This is a genomic window from Gottfriedia sp. S16(2024) (assembly GCF_050473765.1).
Lineage (GTDB): Bacteria > Bacillota > Bacilli > Bacillales > Bacillaceae_G > Gottfriedia.
In genome coordinates, this window is record NZ_JBFLUO010000001.1 from 1,994,916 (window position 1) to 2,013,793 (window position 18,878).

The following is an 18,878-nucleotide window of genomic DNA, read 5'->3' on the forward strand; positions in this document are numbered from 1 at the left end:
CATAAAGGGAGGATTCATTATGTCAACAATTTTAAAGGAAAAGGTTAAAGGGTCAGTAGCTTGGAAAGGAACAGACCTAGCAAAGGATGAATCTTGGATTTATTACTTATCTGAGGAAGCAATTGTTGAGCTTGAAAATGCACTAGCCCATGTTAAACAAAAGGGGGTAAAAGCACCCGATTTTAACAAAGAAGACTTCCAAGTTCCAAATCTTTTAAATGAAATTGATTACTTTGTTGAAGAACTTGAGAATGGAAGAGGATTTCTATTAATTCGAGGTTTACCGATTGAAAGATATACAGATGAAGAAGCAAGCATCATTTATTGGGGTCTTGGCCTTCATATGGGTACTCCAGTATCACAAAATGCTAATGGTGAACTTTTAGGGCACGTTAGAGATCAAGGTCTTAGTTTAGAAAATTCAAACGTTCGCGGTTACCAAACGAAACTGCATCTTCCTTTTCACGCTGATGGTTCTGATGTAGTAGGTTTATTAAGTCTACGAAAAGGGAAATTAGGGGGAGAGAGTAGCATTATAAGCTCAATGGCAGTTTACAATGAGATTCTAGAGAAGAACCCTGAATATTTAGGAATACTTTGTCGCCCGTTTAACTTTGATCGCCGTGGTGAAGAGGGGCCAGGAGAATCGCCAATATTTACATCACCAATTTTTAGTTACTATGATGGAAAACTAAGTTGCCGTTATGTTCGTTTATTTATCGAATCAGCACAAGCGAAAACGGGTATCGAGTTATCAAAAGTTGAAATCGAAGCATTAGATTTACTGGACTCTCTACTTCATGATGAAAATTTACATTTCAATATGATGCTGGAGCCAGGCGATATGCAATTTGTAAATAATTATACGGTTCTTCATTCACGAACTCAATACGAGGATTACGAAGAACTAGATCAAAAACGTCATTTATTAAGATTATGGCTCACGATGCCTAATGGCCGTGAAATTTCTCCGGATTTCGCAATGTTTTTTGACGAAAATACTGGAAAACCGGGTCGTGGCGGTGTACCTGCTCGTAATAAAACTGCGGGTGGAATAGTTGAAACTTTAAAGTAATTTTACTTCTGTAAGAATGAGTGTGAACACCTTTTCTTTTTTTAGAAAAGGTGTTCCTTAAATAGTGAAAAGTGAGGGATATACTTATATGCCAAGAACTCCAAAGTACGCCTGGGTTATCTTATTATTTCTAGTTCTTACCGGTATGATCAACCAAGTCGATAAAATTATCATTGGTTTGGTTTCTGTTCCCTTAATGAAAGAATTACATTTAAGTCCAACAAAATGGGGAGTTGTAGGAAGTTCATTTTTTTGGTTTTTTACATTTTCCTCAATGATACTCGGAGGAATGGCTGATTCGAAAAATACGAAAAAAATGTTGTCATGGCTGTCATTAGTTTGGCTAATTGTTCAGTTTGCAACTCCTTTTGCTTCTAGCTTAACTTTGCTTTTGATAACAAGAATGTTTTTAGGATTGGGCGAAGGTCCAGCCCCAGCTCTTTCTACGGCAATCATGGGAAAATGGTTCCCAAAACATAGACATGGTATAGGTTTTGGTGCGGTTCTTTTAGGAACGACCGGGGGTTCGGCAATTGCCTCTCCATTATTAATATCATTAATTGATAAACATGGATGGAAATCGGCATTTTTAGTGATGGGTGTTCTTGGACTAATCGTGTTAGTTTTGTGGTTAATTTTCGGTAAAGAAAGTCCAACAGAAATCGGACTATCAGCTATACATCAAACAAAGAGCCAGTCTTCTAGCATTCCTAAGGTTTCAATGCGACAGTTTTTTCCACACCTATTTTCTAAAAACTTTCTATTAACCGTTTTGTGCGGTGGTTGTGCATATTGGTTATTATCCATTCAGGCAGTATGGTTCCCGTCTTATTTTACAAAAATTCAACAGTTTGACCCTCAGACTTTAAAACTAGCGGTATCATTGCCTTTTCTTTTTGCAGCTTTTTGCCAAATTGGATTTTCTATGTTATCTGATCGTCTTTACCGCAAAACAGGCAATATTCGTAAAGCCCGAATTAATCTTGCGGGTCTCATGATGATTTTATCTGCTATTTGTCTATATCTAGCGGTAACCGTGAATTCAGTTACTATGTCTATTGTTTTCTTTACACTAGCACCGGGTTTTGCGTATGTAATTCTTTCACTTGCTCCAGCTATATTGATGGAGTTCTTTTCTCCCGAGAACATTGGAAAAGCACAGGGAGCATTCATTGCATTTGCAAGTATATCTAGTATTATTGCTCCACTAGTCTTCGGATACTTTATCCAACATTCGCTAACCCAAGCAATTGGTTATAATTACGCATTTGGCTTTTCTTCATTAGGAATGTTAATTATAGGAATCGTATTTTGGCTTGGTGTACATCCCGCAAATCAAAGAAACGCAATAAATGAGTCGGGGGAGCAAATGAGTAGTATGAGTTAAAAATAAACGTTTTAACTATTTGACTATTAAATTAGTAATCTTCATTTTCGAAGGAGGAGTTTTAATGTCAACCATTTTAAATGAAAAAATTCAAGGGCGATCTGCGTGGAAAGGTATTGATCTAGCTAAAGATGAATCATGGATTTATTTTTTAACTGACACGACAATTGCAGCACTTGAGAAGGCTGTATTATGTGTTCAACAAAGGGGTTTAAAAGCACCTGACTTTAAAAAGGAAGATTTTCCAATTCCTGATCTAGCCGACGAAATTAAGTACTTTGTTGACGAATTAGAGAATGGAAGAGGTTTTCTTTTAATACGTGGATTGCCAATGGAGCGATATTCCGATGAAGAAGCAAGTATCATTTACTGGGGGCTTGGACTCCATTTGGGACTGCCAATCATCCAAAGTAAAAATGGTGAACTCCTAGGTCATATTAAAAATGTAGGCAAGGACTTTAATGATAATACAAAAGTACGTGGTTACCAAACGAATGTACATCTTGATTATCATACGGATCTTGCTGATGTGGTTGGATTACTATGTCTTCGTAAAGCTAAATCTGGTGGTTTAAGTAGTATCGCAAGTGCAATGTCGATCTATAATGAAATTCTGGAAAAACACCCAGAATATCTTGAAATTCTCTATCGTTCATTTGCCCATGACCTTCGTGGAGAGGAAACGCCAGGTCAATCACCTGTCGTTCAATCACCAATCTTTAGCTATTTCGGTGGTAAATTAAGCTGCAGATATATTCGCCAGTATGTTCAATCAGCACAAACGAAAACAGGTATCTTTTTGACAGAAGAGGAAATTGAAGCATTTGATTTTATTGATTCTCTTACTCATGATAAAAACTTCCATATCGATATGATGATGGAACCAGGTGACATGCAATTCGTTAATAATTATACTGTTTTCCATTCACGTACTCATTTTGAAGATTTCGAGGAAGAGGATAAAAAACGTCATTTATTAAGATTATGGCTAATGATGCCAAATGGTCGTAAAATTGCTGCAGGTTTTGAGTTTTATATTGGTGGTTCACCTATAAATAGCTAAAGAACTAGTGGGAAATAAGCTTATAAGTAATTGGTGATTTTATTCAAGGAAAAACGTGAATAAAATCACCATTTATCATTTAGATTGACTAATTGTCTAGATAAGAGTTTAGGTAATGAAAATTAAAACGAGAGAGGCTGATATTGTTTGGCAAAATTAGATCTGCAGGCAGAGAAGTTTTTAAGTGCACTAAAACAGATGCCACCTTTTCATGAACTGGAACCCAAAATTGTAAGAGAAATGCTATCAAAGTCACCACGACCCCTTGTAAATTTAGAAGGATTATCAAAAGTAGAGGACTTTATGATTCCAGTAAGTAATCATGAAGAAATTAATTGCCGAGTTTACATGCCAGAAGGTCAGGGGCCCTTTCCAATATTCATATACTACCATGGTGGTGGATGGGTTCTCGGGGATATTGAATCAACGGACCCAAGCTGTCGCTTAATTGCTAATAGAACAAAGAGCATTGTTGTATCCATAAATTATCGCCTTGCACCTGAATATAAGTTTCCGACAGCAGTGGGAGATGCATTTTCTGCTTTGGAGTGGGTTTATGAAAATGGTATTTCCTTTAATGGGGATGTCTCTAGATTGATCGTTGGTGGAGATAGTGTAGGGGGAAATCTTGCTACAGTCGTTACAATGATTGCAAGAGACAGAAAGGGTCCTAGCATTTCTGGACAAGTTTTAATCTATCCCCCAACAAATCTTGAGTTTAATACAGAATCACATCAAATGTTTGCAAAAGGATTTGGTTTAGATCGAGAGCAGCTAATTTGGTTCCGAACTCATTATTTAAGAAATGAAGAGGACAAGACGGATGAGTACGCTTCTCCGTTAATAGCAAAAGATTTAAGTGGTCTTCCGCAAGCATTAATTATTACAGCGGAAAATGATGTACTAAGGGATGAGGGAGCAGCCTATGCCAATCGGTTGAAAAAGTTTGGAGTACAAGTTGAATATGCATGTGAACCTGGAATGATCCACGGCTATTTTGCACATATGGCAATTTTTTCGAACAATATTGAATCGACAGTTTCTAAGATTGATAAATTTATACGCTCTGCCTTTGATAAACGCTTACAATCAGTCTGATAATCAAGTTTTTGGAATTTGTCTACACACTTAAAGAGCCTCAAAAATAGTGAGGCTCTATTACTTTGAACCATTAACTCAAATAAGTATATTAGAAATAAACGGTATTTCCGATACCACCAGTTACCGGTATTACTTCCCCAGTAATTGATGCTGATAAAGGTGATGCTAGGAACGTAACGACGTAAGCAATCTCCTCTGGAGTAATCAGGCGACCTAGAGAATTTAGTGATTTAACTTGTTGAATTGCTTCCTCATTCGTTACTTTGTCTCTAAAAGTTTCGGTATCAACAATTCCAGGATAAATTGCATTGACGTTAATTCCATGCTTTCCTAATTCCATTGATGCGGATTTTGTTAAATGGACGACAGATGCGTTACGAGGACCAGAGCTAAAGTAATTGCCGCCAATCCTAGCAGCTAGTCCACTAATATTGATAATTCGTCCCCAGTTGTTTTCAATCATATATGGTGCAACGGCTCTAATACTTCGAAAATAACCCATATATTTTTCTTCAAAATCCTTTATAATAAGTTCTTCTTTAATACTATTAAAGTCCTCAGGCTCATGTCCACCAACACGGGCTCCACTATTAATTAAGATATCTATACTTCCCATTACTGCTGCTGATTTTTCTACTAGATTTAAGATGGAGTCTGGATCGGTAGTGTCAGCTACGATTGGATAAATATTTCGATTAGTTTCTTTTGCTAGTTCCTCTGCAGTAATCTTTAGCGTGGATTCATTTCTTGAACAAATCGTACAATCTACACCTTCAAGAGCTAGCTGGCGGGCAACAGCTTTACCAATACCTCGACTACCTCCAACAATAAGTGCTTTTTTTCCTGCTAATTTTAAGTCCATTGTTCAGCCTCCGTTTCGATCGTACTATAAAAAATTGAATGGTATAGTATTTACTCATTACTATCCTAATTCTACCTATAAATAATATTTATATAAAATTAAAGATTTTAATTTGTAATTCAGTTCTGCTAATATACTGTGGTGTTAAAATCCCTCATGTACTATGGTATATATTTCATATATTAGTAGTATTTATATGTAAGTTAAAATGTTTAATTTTATTTAACTGAAAATTATGAATATAATAAATAAAAAGAATATTTGAATATAATTAAAGCTATGAAATGAATCGATGTAAATAAAGGGGGGAAGGGTATCTTTGTCATTTGGTTGGTAAATTATGTAAGCGCTTTACTATAAAGTGAGAATTGATAATTTTAGTTAGATAACAGGTTGCTTTTTAGAGATGTTCAATAATTAGAAGGAAAGAAAGGGAGATTTTTTTGAACACACCAAAATATTCTTGGATTATTTTATTAATTCTAGTTGCTTCTGGCATGGTCAATCAAGTTGATAAAATCATCATAGGTTTAGTTTCAGTTCCGGTAATGAAAGAATTACATTTAAGTCCATCGCAATGGGGATTAGTTGGAAGCTCGTTTTTTTGGTTCTTTACGATCTCTTCTTTTATTCTTGGTGGCATGGCTGATTCTAAAAATACGAAAAAGATGTTTACTTGGATTATGTTAATATGGTTAATTGTTCAATTTACAACACCTTTTGTATCTAGTTTATCTCTATTAATGTTTTCAAGAATGCTATTAGGAGCAGGGGAAGGACCAGCTATTTCTATTTCAACTTCAATCATTGGAAAATGGTTTCCTAAACATAGACATGGTATTGGTTTTGGAGCCGTGCTCTTTGGAGCTACCATCGGACCTGCAATCGCCTCTCCACTATTAATCTCACTAATTAATCAATATAGTTGGAGAGCCGCATTTGTAGCAATGGGTACAGTCGGATGTATTGTTCTACTTTTATGGCTGATTTTTGGAAAAGAAAGCCCAAAAGATATCGGGATCTCTACATATGAACAAGAGAATAAAAACACAATAATCCCAAATAAGGTTTCATGGAAGCAGTTTTTTCCTTATATTTTTTCTAGAAATTTTATTTTCACTGCTATTTGCGCAGGTTGTGCATATTGGCTATTATCTGTTCAAGCTGTTTGGTTTCCGGCCTACTTTTCGAAGGTTCAACATTTTGATGGTAAAACATTAAAAATGGCAGTATCTTTACCATTTCTCTTTGCGGCTATTTGCCAAATTGCATTTGCCCTAATTTCAGACCGCATTTACCGCAAAACACAAGATATTCGAAGAGCAAGAATAAATCTTGCAGGAATTTCAATGATGTTATCAGCCATTTGTTTATACATTGGAAGCGTCGCAAATTCAAGTTTGATTTCCATCATATTCTTCATCCTTGCACCTGGTTTTGCGATTGTCATACTTTCACTTGCGCCAGCAATGTTAATGGAGTTTTTTTCACCAAAAAACATTGGAAAGGCTCAAGGGACGTATGTTGCTATATCTAGTTCAACGAGTATTATAGCTCCTGTTATATTCGGTAATTTTATTGAAAATGCAGGCAGTGAGTCAGCAGGATATGGTTACGGATTTTTGGTGACCTCATTAGTTATGTTTGTTTTTGGATTATTATTTTGGATCGCTGTACGTCCTGCGAAGCAAACAAATACTACAATCACATTAGAGGAACAAGTCATTTTATAAAAAGTATGATTTAATCGAGGAGGAAAGAGTATGTGTAAAAATAAGAAAGCCTTTGATGGAATCGATTGTTGCGTTGAATGTCATGAAGAATTATCCATTATGGAGAGAAATCGTAGTAACTGCTGGAGTTGTCAGGATAAAATAACTGAAACTTACGCTGATGACCATATCGATATCGAAACAGAAGTCAAAACTGAGCAAAATATTAGTTCGAGATAACTAAAAGATTCGAATAAAAAGGAGAAGCTTTCGCGTCCACTTTGAACGCAATTGCTTCTCCTTTTTAGCTATTAATAATTTCCGATTTTAGAAAATTAATATATTTAGTAGCATATGTAGATAAATGTTTATCTTCTGATCGAACTAATCCTAAAGAAATGTTAACAGTACTATGGTTCACTAAATCGATTGGAATAATATCACCATTAATGACAGATGGATAATTTTGCATGACAAAATCAGGGGCAAATGTAATTGCCAAATTCTCATTGACGGCTTGGAGAAGTCCGGCCATATTATTTGTTGTAAATAGAATTTTCATAGGCTTATATTTGACAAAAAAATCTTGAACAAAATATTGCATTAATTCGCCTTTATATATGACGAGCGTTTGATCAAGAATGTCTTCCGGGGTTACAGTACCAAGAATAGCTAAAGGAGAATGCTTAGAAACGTACACTTTTTGCTTTCCATCAAGTAGTGCTTCAAAAGCGATTCCTTCCATATTTACCCCTAAATCACTTGAATATGTAATTAGTCCAAAATCAGTCTTATGCTGTTTAACATCATCTATTACTGATGTACCACTTTTTTCAGTAACTTCAAGATTTACATGAGGATAATCATGGCTAAATGTAGAAATTGCTTTAACGAGAAATGTCATTAAACCAGGTAAAGAAGAAATATTAAGCTCACCCACCTCGGTAGAGTTAAATAGGTTAGCTGCCTCTTTTATTTCTTCAAGTTTTTTTTGAACTTCATAGGCCAGCTTTAAAATGACTCTGCCTTCGTCAGTCGGGACAGCACCATGTCCCCGTGACCGTTTAAATACTTTAATTTCTAGCTCCTTTTCTAAGTTTGTTATGGACTGGCTAATTGTTGATTGAGTCACATGTAGATTTTGAGCAGCTACTGACAAGGAACTGTATTTTGCGACTTCAACAATATAAATTAATTGTTCAATATTCATGGTTGTCCCCTTTTTTTGAATATTAGTGTTACTAACTTACACATTAAAATCTTTAATTTTTTTTCATTATAATTTATATGTATAATCAATATCAATAAGATTTTCAAAAATTAGAATATTCTTAATTTTAGGAGGGAAAGTAAAATGTCATTAACACAATTATTTGATTTAACAGGAAAGACGGCGATTGTTACAGGAGGCGGAAGTGGGTTGGGACGTGTAATGGCAATAGCTTTAGCAGAAGCAGGGGCAAATGTAGTAGTTTGTTCTAGACGTTTAGAAGTCTGCGAAGAAGTTGTAAAAGAAATAGAGGCATTAGGCAGACGTGCGTTAGCCATATCATTGGATGTGACTAGTCCGAAATCAATTGAAAAGGGATTAGAACAAGCTATTTCCCAATTTGGTAGCATCGAAATTTTAGTAAATAGTAGTGGAACTGTTTATGAAACGCCAGCTGCAGAAATGCCTTTAGAACAATGGCAATCTATGCTTGATACGAATGTGACAGGAACGTTTTTAATGTGTCAGGCAATTGGTAAACATATGATTAATAACGAATATGGCAAAATCATTAATATTTCTTCTAGTATAGGGTTTAAAGGTGTTGACCCTGAAGCTGTAGATTCTGTTGGTTATACAACAAGTAAGGGTGCCGTTATGACTTTAACGAAAGACTTAGCAGTTAAGTGGGGGCGCCATGGTGTTAATGTAAACTCAATAGCTCCAGGAGTTTTCACTACAGGAATGAATAATCCAGAAATACCAGGAACGCTTGTACATAAAGCAGGTCCATTTATTGCTACTCAAGTTCCACTTAGAAGATTAGGTAGTGATCATGATTTAGTAGGTGCTACTCTTTACTTTGCTTCAGCAGCATCTAATTATTGTACAGGACAAATACTAGTTCTTGATGGAGGCCTTGGTGCTAAGTAAATTTCATCACAATAAATTAGTGATGTAAATTAGTGAAACTTAAATACAAGTTAAAAATACTAATTTTACTTTACAGAAAATTACAAATATACTGGTAATAAAGAATTCGAAGTAGTTTAAAGTGCTCTTACCGATGTAAGGGACTACTATAGACGAATTTAAAAAACATAAGTTGGAAGAGGGGATATAAGTGAGTAATATAAAGGGAATAAAAGAAGTAGTAGTGCACCATGCTGGAAATATTAATGTAGACGAATTGCCTTGGATTCCTTATTTTGGTGATTCAAAATTTAAATTACTTAAAGCAAACCCTGTAACAGGACAAACACTTACTTTATTATATGTACCAGCAAAAATGCAACTTCCTGCACATTTCCATCCTGGAACAGTTATTGTATATACTGTTCAAGGAACGTGGAGATATCTTGAGGAGTCTTGGATCTCTAAACCAGGAGATGTTGTATATGAACCTGCTGGATCGAAACATACGCCTACAGCTGTAGGTGACGAAGATGTTATTACATTTAATATTGTAGAGGGCACATTAGACTACATAGGTGAGAATGGTGAAATTCTTGCTAGAGATAATTGGGAAACATTCCTAAATAGATACTATGAATATTGTGCAGCTGAAGGAATCGAGCCTGTAGATGTAACTAAATATTAATAAATAGTATAAGAAAAGAGAATCTGACCGTCGTGTGACGGAAAGGATTCTCTTTTCTTATTTATGATTCTCTTATCTGCATTAAAGTAAATCTTTTACTGTTCATATATTAATAGAACTAACTTGTAAGTTAAATTCTTTAATTTTATTTAATTATTACTTATGAGTATAATTAGTTTATGAATTAATATTTATAAAATTTAGAATTTTTAAAATGAGAGGAGGTCTATAAATAGATGCCAACAGAAACAGTATTGATCACTGGTGCTACAAAAGGCATTGGATTGGAATTTGCAAAAGTTTTCGCAGGACAACACTATAACTTAGTCTTAGTTGCCAGAGATGGGATGTTGTTGGAAAAACAAGCTGAGTATTTAAATAAGGAATATGGAGTCGAAGTAAATACTTTTGTCGGTGATCTAAGTAACCATGAAACTGTTGAGAACTTGTACAGTTACTTGAAAAATGAAGCAATCAGCATCGATATTTTGATTAATAATGCAGGGGCGGGCGGATTAGGGTTAATGACAGAATTAGATATTAAGAAAGAAATAGAATGTCTGCAGCTGAATATGATTTCTTTAACATATTTAACTAGACTAATAGCGGATGAAATGGTTAAACAAAAACGCGGTAAAATCTTAAACGTCGCTTCAACAGCAGCTTTTCAACCAACTCCACGAATGTCGATGTATGGGGCAAGTAAATCATATGTTTTATCTTTTACAGAAGCGATAGCCGAAGAACTAAAAGGTACTGGGGTTCAAGTTAGTGTATTATGTCCTCCGTCAACAAAGACACCACTTACTGAGGGGCTTGCTTCAACAGGAACAAAAATTTTCATTAAAAATTTAATGGACCCTAAAGCAGTTGCCAAATGTGGTTTCGAAGGCTTAATGAAAAATAAAACGGTGATCATTCCAGGCTTTAAAAATAAACTGATGGCTAAATCCGTTGGAATACTACCAAGGAAGTGGGTAACTATTTATACCCGGAAGATGATTGAGGAAAAAGTGTAAGTAATTTAAGACAATGAAGTGAGGGATAATGAATGCAGAATGTTTATTTAGTTGAGGCACTCCGAACTCCAATAGGGTGTTTCGGAGGCTCATTAAAAGATGTAGGTGCTGTACAGCTTGCATCAACAGTTATTAAGGAGGTATGGCAAAGATCTGGTCTATCTGCTGATTGTATTGATGAAGTAATATTAGGTAATGTTCTAAAGTCAGGGCTTAAAGGAAATCCAGCAAGACAAGCCGCAATTAATGCTGGCTTACCTGTTTCTATACCAGCCATTACAATTGATAAACAATGTGCATCTGGAATGCGAGCAATCACATTAGCCTATCATCAAATACTAGCAGGAGATTCGAATGTTGTAATTGCTGGAGGGACGGAAAGTATGAGTAATGTCCCACATTTAGTCATGAATGCAAGATGGGGACAAAAGATGGGAGACCTAAAGACAGTAGATGCAATTTTTCATGACGGACTCCACTGTGCAATAGAAGGTTATCATATGGGAGTTACAGCTGAAAATTTAGTTGAAGACTATCGTATATCACGAGAGGTGCAGGACATTTTTGCTTTAGAAAGTCAGCAAAAAGCGATTAGAGCTAGGGAACAGGGCAAATTTGAAAAAGAAATTGTTCCAGTTACGATTAAAACGAAACAAGGTCCCATTTTATTTAAAGAAGATGAGAACATAAAAAATACTAGTCTAGAGAAACTACAAACTCTTAAAGCAGCTTTTAAAGAGAATGGAACAGTGACAGCTGGAAATGCTTCATCATTAAATGATGGTGCAGCTGCTGTTATTATTGCATCTGAACAAGCAGTGAGAGAATATGGTTTAAAACCGCTTGCCAAAATTCGTTCGGTAGCAAGCGCTGCTGTTGCTCCTTCGATTATGGGAATTGGTCCTGTTCCAGCAACACAAAAGGCACTACAACGAGCAAAACTAACAATACAGGATATTGAATTGGCTGAAATTAATGAAGCATTCGCTGCACAAGTGCTAGCAGTAAATAAAGAATTAGGTTTATCAGAGGAGATTATTAATGTAAATGGAGGAGCTATTGCATTAGGGCATCCAATCGGCTGTTCTGGTACTAGAATTGTAGTTACTTTATTACATGAATTAATACGTCAAAAGAAACAAATTGGGCTAGCAACTTTATGTGTAGGTGGTGGACAAGGAGTTTCAATGATCATAGAAGCTGTATAATCTATTTAAAAGAAATGGTAAGCAAATTCACCGAAGAATTGCTTACCATTTTAGTTTATAATCTAGATTCGTTTTTTAATTATCTTAATGAAGATAATCAAATGTATTTTTTGCTAATAATAAGAAGGTTACTGTAATAAAAAGGACTCGAACGTAGCCACTACCTTTCTTAATCGCAAATTTTGATCCACAAATGGCACCAGCTATTTGTGCAAGTCCCATAGCTAAACCATATGCATAATGAATTTGTCCTAAATACATAAACATTAATAATGCAGCTATATTACTTCCAAAATTTAAAAACTTTGCATTACCTGCCGCCTTTAAAAAATCAAATCCCATCATTAAAAAAGCGAATATTAAGAATGATCCTGTTCCAGGACCAATGAATCCATCGTAAAAACCAATACCAAAAATTAAAAGCATAAACAGAATGATTCGAGTAGCTGACAACTTTATATTAGAAGTAGTATCTCCCCAGTTTTTCTTAAAAATAGTATAAACTGCAACAGCAGCAAGCATCACGAGCATAAGTGGCTTAAGTACAGTAGGGTCTATTAAATGAACCGTCCAAGCTCCTAAAATCGAACCAATAAAGGTGAGTGGGAATAACTTATAGACGGATTTTATATCAAGCTTTCCAGATCGATAGAACATGATTGTGCTCGTTAAAGAACCGATTGACCCAGCTAATTTGTTTGTTGCGACTGCAGCTGCTGGAGATAGACCAGTAAATAATAATACTGGTAAAGTAATTAGCCCACCGCCTCCAACTACAGAATCAATAAATGCAGCTAAAAATCCAAATACAATTAAAGTTACTAATAACGATGGATCAATATGGAATATCATCAAATCTACCTTTCTTTTATTTACTAATTTGATAGTAGTTAAAATAGGAAACAATGTAAATCATTAATTTAGTAAAATAAGAATATTTTAATAATTACCACAGTAAAAGCGATATGACACTATTTTATTTCGCTGGATTACTTTCTGCAAAAATAATCATGAGTTTTTATTTTGGCTTGTTCCATTTCCTAAAATTTTGCATATATTGATATGTGATAATTTAATGATGGGGTGTGTATGGGTTGAATTTCGAACAATCAAATACTACTACTGAAATAAGACAAGCTAAAGAAAAATACTTTGAAAAAAACATCAATCGTTTAACGCAAGAAATTGTTACAAAGATCGAAATGAAGATGGCACTTGAAGAACTAAAAGTTAAACGTATTATCCGATATGATGGTCTAGAAAATGATGAAGTTATTAAACAAGTACAATATGATTTAACAAAAATATTGGAAGATGCAATTAAAGATATTCAACTAAAAATGAATGAAATTGAACTCTATTTTTATTCATTAGATGAAATAAAAGGCAATTCAACAAGGAAAAACGATTTCAATAAATAAAAAGAGTGAGAAACACTAGGTTTCTTCACTCTATTTTTTTTTGCCAATGTTTGGGGCGGATTCATTTTGGGTAATTGCTTATTTATCGTTAATGTTGATATTAATAATAATTTGTCTATCACAATGAGATGGTGATTGACCATTTTGGATAGCACGTAATATTTTAGCGATTACATCTGTACAGCAATCGCAATTCTTGTGTTCACAGCTGTCACACTCATGGTCTTCGCAGCAATCACATTCATGGTCTTCACAGCAGTCACATTCATGGTCTTCGCAGCAGTCGCATTCATGGTCTTCACAACAGTCACATTCATGGTCTTCGCAGCAGTCGCATTCATGGTCTTCACAGCAATCACATTGATGCCTGTCGAAATGTTTTCGAGTTTTCTTATCTGTTTTACAACAACAATTAATATTTATATTCACCTTAATACAGCAATCACATTTCTTGTGCTCATGACAATCACATTTCTTGTGTTCGTGACAATCGCATTTCTTGTGCTCATGGCAATCACATTTCTCGTGCTCATGACAATCACATTTCTTGTGCTCATGACAATCGCATTTCTTGTGTTCACAGCAATTACATTTCTTATGTTCATGACAATTGCATCTCATGTGTTCGCAGCAATCACATTTCTTGTGCTCATGACAATCGCATCTAATGTGTTCGCAGCAGTCACATTTCTTGTGCTCATGACAATCGCATCTCTTATGTTCGCAACAACATTTGCATGGCGGACATGGAGGGCACGGAGGACACGGAGGACACGGCGGGCACGGTCGACACGGAGGACACGGTGGGCTCGGCGGACTCGGCGGCTTAGGTGGACTCGGCGGCTTAGGTGGACTTGGCGGCTTAGGAGGACTCGGTGGCTTAGGAGGACTCGGCGGACTTGGAGGACACGGTGGACTAGGCGGACACATTGGTTTAATTGGCTTACGTATATCTTTCATTAAAAAATCACCCATTAAAATTGAATTATTTAGGTCTTCTAACTATCAATATGTACGAGTAGGACAGCTTGTCAGTGTCTTTGACTATATTTACTTTATTTATTTAGATGAAAATATGTACAAGATGTTAGTCCAAAAAATAATTCTAAAACTAAAAAAGGTAACTCTCAAAAAATTAGAGTTACCTTTTTAGTTTAGTTAAAGTGAATTAACTTCCTCAGTTGAAATTACTTTCTTATTTGATTGTTTTTTATGCAACCATTGATAAATGATTGGTATTACTAAAAAGCTATTTAAAGTAGAGGTGATCATCCCACCTATTACTACAATTCCTAATGTTTGTGAAATAACAGTATCACCTTGATGTGAAAATGCTAGTGGTAATAGTGTTAAAATTGTTGTAGCTGCTGTAATTAAGATTGGTCTAATCCTTGAAAGACTACCAGAGATAACAGCGTCTTCAATATTCATACCGTTTTTGCGATTACGTTCAATTTTATCAACTAGTACGATCCCATTTGTCACTACAATTCCTGTTAACATTAAGACTCCAATTAATGCTGCTAAATTCCATTCTCCTCCTACTATTACTAAAGAGATGACAACACCACTTAATGCTAATGGAATGCTTAATAATACAGAAACTGGAGCTCTCCAGCCTTTGAATAATGATGAAGTAATTACCATAACTAATAGTATAGAGAAGGCTACGGCAATCGACATATCAAAAATCATTTCTTTAACTTGTTGAGTAATACCTCCCATAGAGTAACTTACTCCTTTAGGAAGATCTTGTTTACTAATGACGTTATCAACTTGATTGGCAACTTTACTAATGTCATTTGAAGTAATTTGACCTGTAACGATTGAATAAGGCTCTCCATTACGTTCGTTAATTGTTGAAGGAACAGTATCTTTCGTAATAGATGCAATTTGGTCAAGTTTGACAGTTTTATTACTGCTTGTTAGGAAAGTTTCATTTTTAAGCGAATTGATGACATCTTCTGGTGATGCATTTAATTGAACTTGAGTTTTTCCACTACTAATTTGATCAAGATACATGTCAACTGGCAGACTTACATGGTCAACTACAAATGTAGCATCTTTTGATTGTGACATATAACGGTTAATCACTTTCATTACATCTGCTAATAGAATTCCATTTTGTTCAATTGCTTGTTGGTTAAATGTAATTTTATATTTTGGAAGACCAGATGTTAAATCTACTTTTCCATCAACACTTAATCCATCAATTTTCACAAGTTTTGATCTCATTTGATCTGCAATCTTGTCAAGTGTAGCTTGATCAGAGCCTGTAAATATGACTTTCAATAAAGAATCGTCACCGGCAATACTTTGACTTGAAACAGTATAAGCTACGTTGTTAGATAGTTTTGGAAGTTGATTTCCAAGCTGTTTAATAATTGTATCTGCATCTTTTGGGTCTTTTAAAACAACTGCAAGATTCGCTACATTTGGTTTTTGTAGGAAACCACCACCTTGGTCGAATACATCGTCACCTTGAGGCGTATTAGTCGAACCAAAATTAGAAGTATACGACTTAACTTTTGGATTGTCTTTTAATTGATTTTCCACTTTTTGAACTTCTGAATCAACTTGCATTAATGTGCTACCTTGAGGTAATTCAAGTTTAATTGCAACTTGGCCAGTTTTAGCAGTTGGCAAGAAAGATACTGGTAAAAATGATCCATATGCTGCAGCAAAAATAAATAATAGTACGGAAATAGAAATAGTTAATTTTTTCTTTTTAATCGTATTTTTTAAGATCGGCTGCATGAATGGTTCTAACGAAACAGCTTTTGTTTTCTTTGTATTATTTTTCCAACCCATTAGTGCAAGTGCTGGAATAACAAGAATTGCTACAAAGAACGATATAATTAAAGAGATAACAACTGACCATGCAAAACCGCTATATGAAGCACTAATCGTTCCACCTACAAAGGCAATTGGAATATAAACAGCAATTGTCGTAAGTGTAGATGCTAAAATAGCAGGTGTCATTTCATAAACTGCCGAACTTAATGAAAATAGTAATGATTTATCAGGGTTTTGTTCTCTTTTACGGTACATATTATCAAGGATAACGATGGAATCATCAACAATACGACCCATTGCAACAATTAAACCTGAAACGGTTAAGATATTAAGTGTAATGCCCATTGATTTTAGAATAGCTGTTGTAGCTAATAAAGAAATTGGTAATGAAATTGCAATGGTTAATGTTGATTTAACATTTCGGAAGAAGAAGAATACACAAACCATTGAGAAAAGACAGCCAAGTAAACCTTCGCGAATTAAACCATTTAGTGAATCATTTAATTCTTTTTCACGGTCTAATTGAGGAGTTAATTTTACAGTACCATCTTTTACTTGTTGTAAACCTTTAATTCTTTCTTTCACATTTTTTGCTACGTCTGTAATGTTTGCACTTTGCGTTTTAATAACATTTAATTGAACACTTGTTTTTCCATCTGTTCTTGCAATAGTTTTTACATCATTTAGGGCATGAGTAACAGTTGCAAATGCCGACAGTGGAATTTGATTACCATCTGAATTTTTGATTTTTACATCACCGAGTTGTTTCTCATTTAAATTCCATCCATCAAATTTAACTGGAATAGATAATTGGTTTTGTAAGATAGTCCCTTCAGGGAAGGCTGGAATTGCTACTGCTAAGGCTTTATTTAAGTCGTCTAAAGTAAGTTTATTTTTTGCTAGGTCTTTCGTTCTAACAGTTAGTACATATCCGTCCTTTGCTCCACCGAATACTGATACATCAGATACACCAGGAACCGTTTTAAGGTGCTGTACAATATCCATTTGTGTAATTGATTTTAATGTATTGTCATCTAATTTATCACTAGTTAAACTGTAAGTTAAAATAGGAAATGAACTAGTTGTAAGTCTTGTTACTAGAGGTTTAGATGTAATTGTCGGAGGAATGTCCGCATTTTCTAAAGCTCTATTTACATCAATTTCGGCTTGCTTCATATCTGTATTCATTGGGAAGTACAGACTCATAAAAACTCCACCATCATAGGAGCTTGTTTCAATATCTTGTAATCCTTCTGTTGTTCTTACAGCACTTTCAAGATTATTGGTTATATTTTGTTTTACTTGATCCGCCTGGTACATAGGTAGACGCATGCTAACTGTAAGAGTCGTATTATTAATACCCGGTAAATAATCACGTTGCATTTGGTAAGCTGAAATAGCACCCCAAGCAACAATCATAACGACACAAACGATCATTAAAATTGCTCTTTGCATGGTCCCTTCTATAACTTTCTTCATCCTATACCTCCTAAGATTTTTATTGAAAATAGAAAATTATTTCATAAATCAACTCCATGTCATTTTAAAATTCCTAACTGAAACTTTAATGAATAATCAATTAAAATTAGATTAAAATGAAAAAAATACGAATTAAAAGTTCTATAATGGCATGTATACAAGGAACTTCCAAGACTAGAATCGGTCTTAAAAATAGAAAAGAGTTTTTCGAGACACTAAGACTATTAATAGAAATAGGTGAGTTAAATGAAAAGGATCTTAATTATCGAGGATGAAGTGAATATTGCTCGAGTTTTAAAATTAGAAATAGAATACGAAGGTTATGAAGTGTTAGTAGAACATAACGGAAAAGCTGGTTTAGAATCGGCTCTAAGTAAAAATATCGATCTAATTTTATTAGATGTTATGTTACCTGAATTGAGTGGAATAGAAGTATTAAGAAGAATAAGGAAAACAAATCAATTTGTACCTGTAATTTTATTAACAGCTAGAGATGCTACACATGATAAGATTATTGGACTTGATTATGGTGCGAATGATTATATTACGAAACCTTTTGAAATCGAAGAAGTGTTAGCAAGAATACGTTCGTGTTTACGATCAAGTAATCTTGTTCATGAATTTAAGAAAAGCGAAGACGAAGATCCCACTTTAACGATTGAAGATTTAGTTGTTAATTTAGAGGCCAGAGAAGTAAAGAGGAATGATCAAGTCATTTCATTAACACCAAAAGAGTATGATTTATTAGTTTATCTATTAACAAATCAAAATAAAATTATGACTAGAGAAGGCATCATAACTACTGTCTGGGGTTATGAGTACGAAGGGGAAACAAATGTTGTTGATGTGTACATTAGACATTTAAGAAAGAAAATTGAAGAGGATTTTGACGTTCCTTTAATCCGAACTATACGAGGTGTGGGGTACACAATGAGGAAGGGTTAA

The 18,878-nt window shown here is 34.7% G+C and carries 18 protein-coding genes; 13 read left to right on the forward strand and 5 right to left on the reverse strand.

Translation table 11 applies throughout. The features are described 5' to 3' along the window. Window positions 1-19 precede the first annotated feature (19 nt). The 4 genes from AB1282_RS09345 (at window position 20) to AB1282_RS09360 (ending at window position 4,623) form a co-directional block, all read left to right on the forward strand. Complete coding sequence (locus AB1282_RS09345; protein ID WP_429898950.1) at window positions 20-1,075, forward strand: TauD/TfdA family dioxygenase; 1,056 nt, start codon at window positions 20-22, stop codon at window positions 1,073-1,075. Between the two features lie 88 nt (window positions 1,076-1,163). After that, window positions 1,164-2,462 carry an MFS transporter gene (locus AB1282_RS09350; protein WP_429898951.1) on the forward strand — a complete coding sequence of 433 codons (1,299 nt, stop codon included), beginning with the start codon at window positions 1,164-1,166 and terminating at the stop codon, window positions 2,460-2,462. A gap of 64 nt (window positions 2,463-2,526) precedes the next feature. Beyond that, window positions 2,527-3,525, forward strand: a complete 999-nt coding sequence (locus tag AB1282_RS09355; protein WP_429898952.1) for a TauD/TfdA family dioxygenase — start codon at window positions 2,527-2,529, stop codon at window positions 3,523-3,525. Between the two features lie 147 nt (window positions 3,526-3,672). Beyond that, window positions 3,673-4,623, forward strand: a complete 951-nt coding sequence (locus AB1282_RS09360; protein ID WP_429898953.1) for an alpha/beta hydrolase — start codon at window positions 3,673-3,675, stop codon at window positions 4,621-4,623. Between the two features lie 91 nt (window positions 4,624-4,714). On the opposite strand, the gene AB1282_RS09365 is transcribed toward AB1282_RS09360, so the two are convergent. Beyond that, window positions 4,715-5,488, reverse strand: coding sequence for an SDR family NAD(P)-dependent oxidoreductase (locus AB1282_RS09365; RefSeq protein WP_429898954.1), 774 nt, complete (start codon window positions 5,486-5,488; stop codon window positions 4,715-4,717). A 443-nt stretch (window positions 5,489-5,931) separates the two neighbouring features. Between AB1282_RS09365 and AB1282_RS09370 the strand changes: the two genes are divergently transcribed. Together AB1282_RS09370 and AB1282_RS09375 are read left to right on the forward strand one after the other, a co-directional pair. Then, window positions 5,932-7,221 carry an MFS transporter gene (locus AB1282_RS09370; protein WP_429898955.1) on the forward strand — a complete coding sequence of 430 codons (1,290 nt, stop codon included), beginning with the start codon at window positions 5,932-5,934 and terminating at the stop codon, window positions 7,219-7,221. 30 nt (window positions 7,222-7,251) lie between these two features. Continuing rightward, a complete protein-coding gene (locus AB1282_RS09375; RefSeq protein WP_335409101.1) occupies window positions 7,252-7,440 on the forward strand; it encodes a hypothetical protein in 189 nt (62 codons plus the stop codon). Window positions 7,441-7,504: 64 nt separating this feature from the next. On the opposite strand, the gene AB1282_RS09380 is transcribed toward AB1282_RS09375, so the two are convergent. Then, the gene (locus AB1282_RS09380; RefSeq protein WP_335409103.1) at window positions 7,505-8,410 is read right to left on the reverse strand and encodes a LysR family transcriptional regulator; all 906 of its coding nucleotides are present in this window, start codon (window positions 8,408-8,410) and stop codon (window positions 7,505-7,507) included. A gap of 144 nt (window positions 8,411-8,554) precedes the next feature. Between AB1282_RS09380 and AB1282_RS09385 the strand changes: the two genes are divergently transcribed. The 4 genes from AB1282_RS09385 to AB1282_RS09400 all read left to right on the forward strand — a co-directional run bounded on the left by AB1282_RS09385 (window position 8,555) and on the right by AB1282_RS09400 (window position 12,237). Beyond that, window positions 8,555-9,343 carry an SDR family NAD(P)-dependent oxidoreductase gene (locus AB1282_RS09385; protein WP_429898956.1) on the forward strand — a complete coding sequence of 263 codons (789 nt, stop codon included), beginning with the start codon at window positions 8,555-8,557 and terminating at the stop codon, window positions 9,341-9,343. Between the two features lie 190 nt (window positions 9,344-9,533). Continuing rightward, complete coding sequence (locus tag AB1282_RS09390) at window positions 9,534-10,010, forward strand: 2,4'-dihydroxyacetophenone dioxygenase family protein (RefSeq protein WP_056467765.1); 477 nt, start codon at window positions 9,534-9,536, stop codon at window positions 10,008-10,010. A 236-nt stretch (window positions 10,011-10,246) separates the two neighbouring features. After that, window positions 10,247-11,029: an SDR family NAD(P)-dependent oxidoreductase gene (locus AB1282_RS09395; protein ID WP_429898957.1), complete on the forward strand. Its 783-nt coding sequence runs from the start codon at window positions 10,247-10,249 to the stop codon at window positions 11,027-11,029. A 32-nt stretch (window positions 11,030-11,061) separates the two neighbouring features. Further along, complete coding sequence (locus AB1282_RS09400) at window positions 11,062-12,237, forward strand: thiolase family protein (protein WP_429898958.1); 1,176 nt, start codon at window positions 11,062-11,064, stop codon at window positions 12,235-12,237. An 84-nt stretch (window positions 12,238-12,321) separates the two neighbouring features. On the opposite strand, the gene AB1282_RS09405 is transcribed toward AB1282_RS09400, so the two are convergent. Next, window positions 12,322-13,089 carry a TSUP family transporter gene (locus AB1282_RS09405; protein WP_429898959.1) on the reverse strand — a complete coding sequence of 256 codons (768 nt, stop codon included), beginning with the start codon at window positions 13,087-13,089 and terminating at the stop codon, window positions 12,322-12,324. 242 nt (window positions 13,090-13,331) lie between these two features. Between AB1282_RS09405 and AB1282_RS09410 the strand changes: the two genes are divergently transcribed. Then, window positions 13,332-13,658: a hypothetical protein gene (locus AB1282_RS09410; protein WP_429898960.1), complete on the forward strand. Its 327-nt coding sequence runs from the start codon at window positions 13,332-13,334 to the stop codon at window positions 13,656-13,658. Window positions 13,659-14,083: 425 nt separating this feature from the next. Here the strand turns inward: AB1282_RS09410 and AB1282_RS09415 are convergent, their stop codons facing one another. Beyond that, on the reverse strand, window positions 14,084-14,263 hold the full coding sequence (locus AB1282_RS09415) for a hypothetical protein (protein WP_429898961.1): 180 nt from the start codon (window positions 14,261-14,263) through the stop codon (window positions 14,084-14,086). Between the two features lie 128 nt (window positions 14,264-14,391). Between AB1282_RS09415 and AB1282_RS09420 the strand changes: the two genes are divergently transcribed. After that, window positions 14,392-14,811, forward strand: a complete 420-nt coding sequence (locus AB1282_RS09420; RefSeq protein WP_429898962.1) for a hypothetical protein — start codon at window positions 14,392-14,394, stop codon at window positions 14,809-14,811. A gap of 5 nt (window positions 14,812-14,816) precedes the next feature. Here AB1282_RS09420 and AB1282_RS09425 read toward each other — a convergent pair whose 3' ends face one another. Then, on the reverse strand, window positions 14,817-17,933 hold the full coding sequence (locus tag AB1282_RS09425) for an efflux RND transporter permease subunit (protein ID WP_429898963.1): 3,117 nt from the start codon (window positions 17,931-17,933) through the stop codon (window positions 14,817-14,819). Window positions 17,934-18,179: 246 nt separating this feature from the next. Between AB1282_RS09425 and AB1282_RS09430 the strand changes: the two genes are divergently transcribed. Beyond that, on the forward strand, window positions 18,180-18,878 hold the full coding sequence (locus tag AB1282_RS09430) for a response regulator transcription factor (RefSeq protein WP_056467739.1): 699 nt from the start codon (window positions 18,180-18,182) through the stop codon (window positions 18,876-18,878).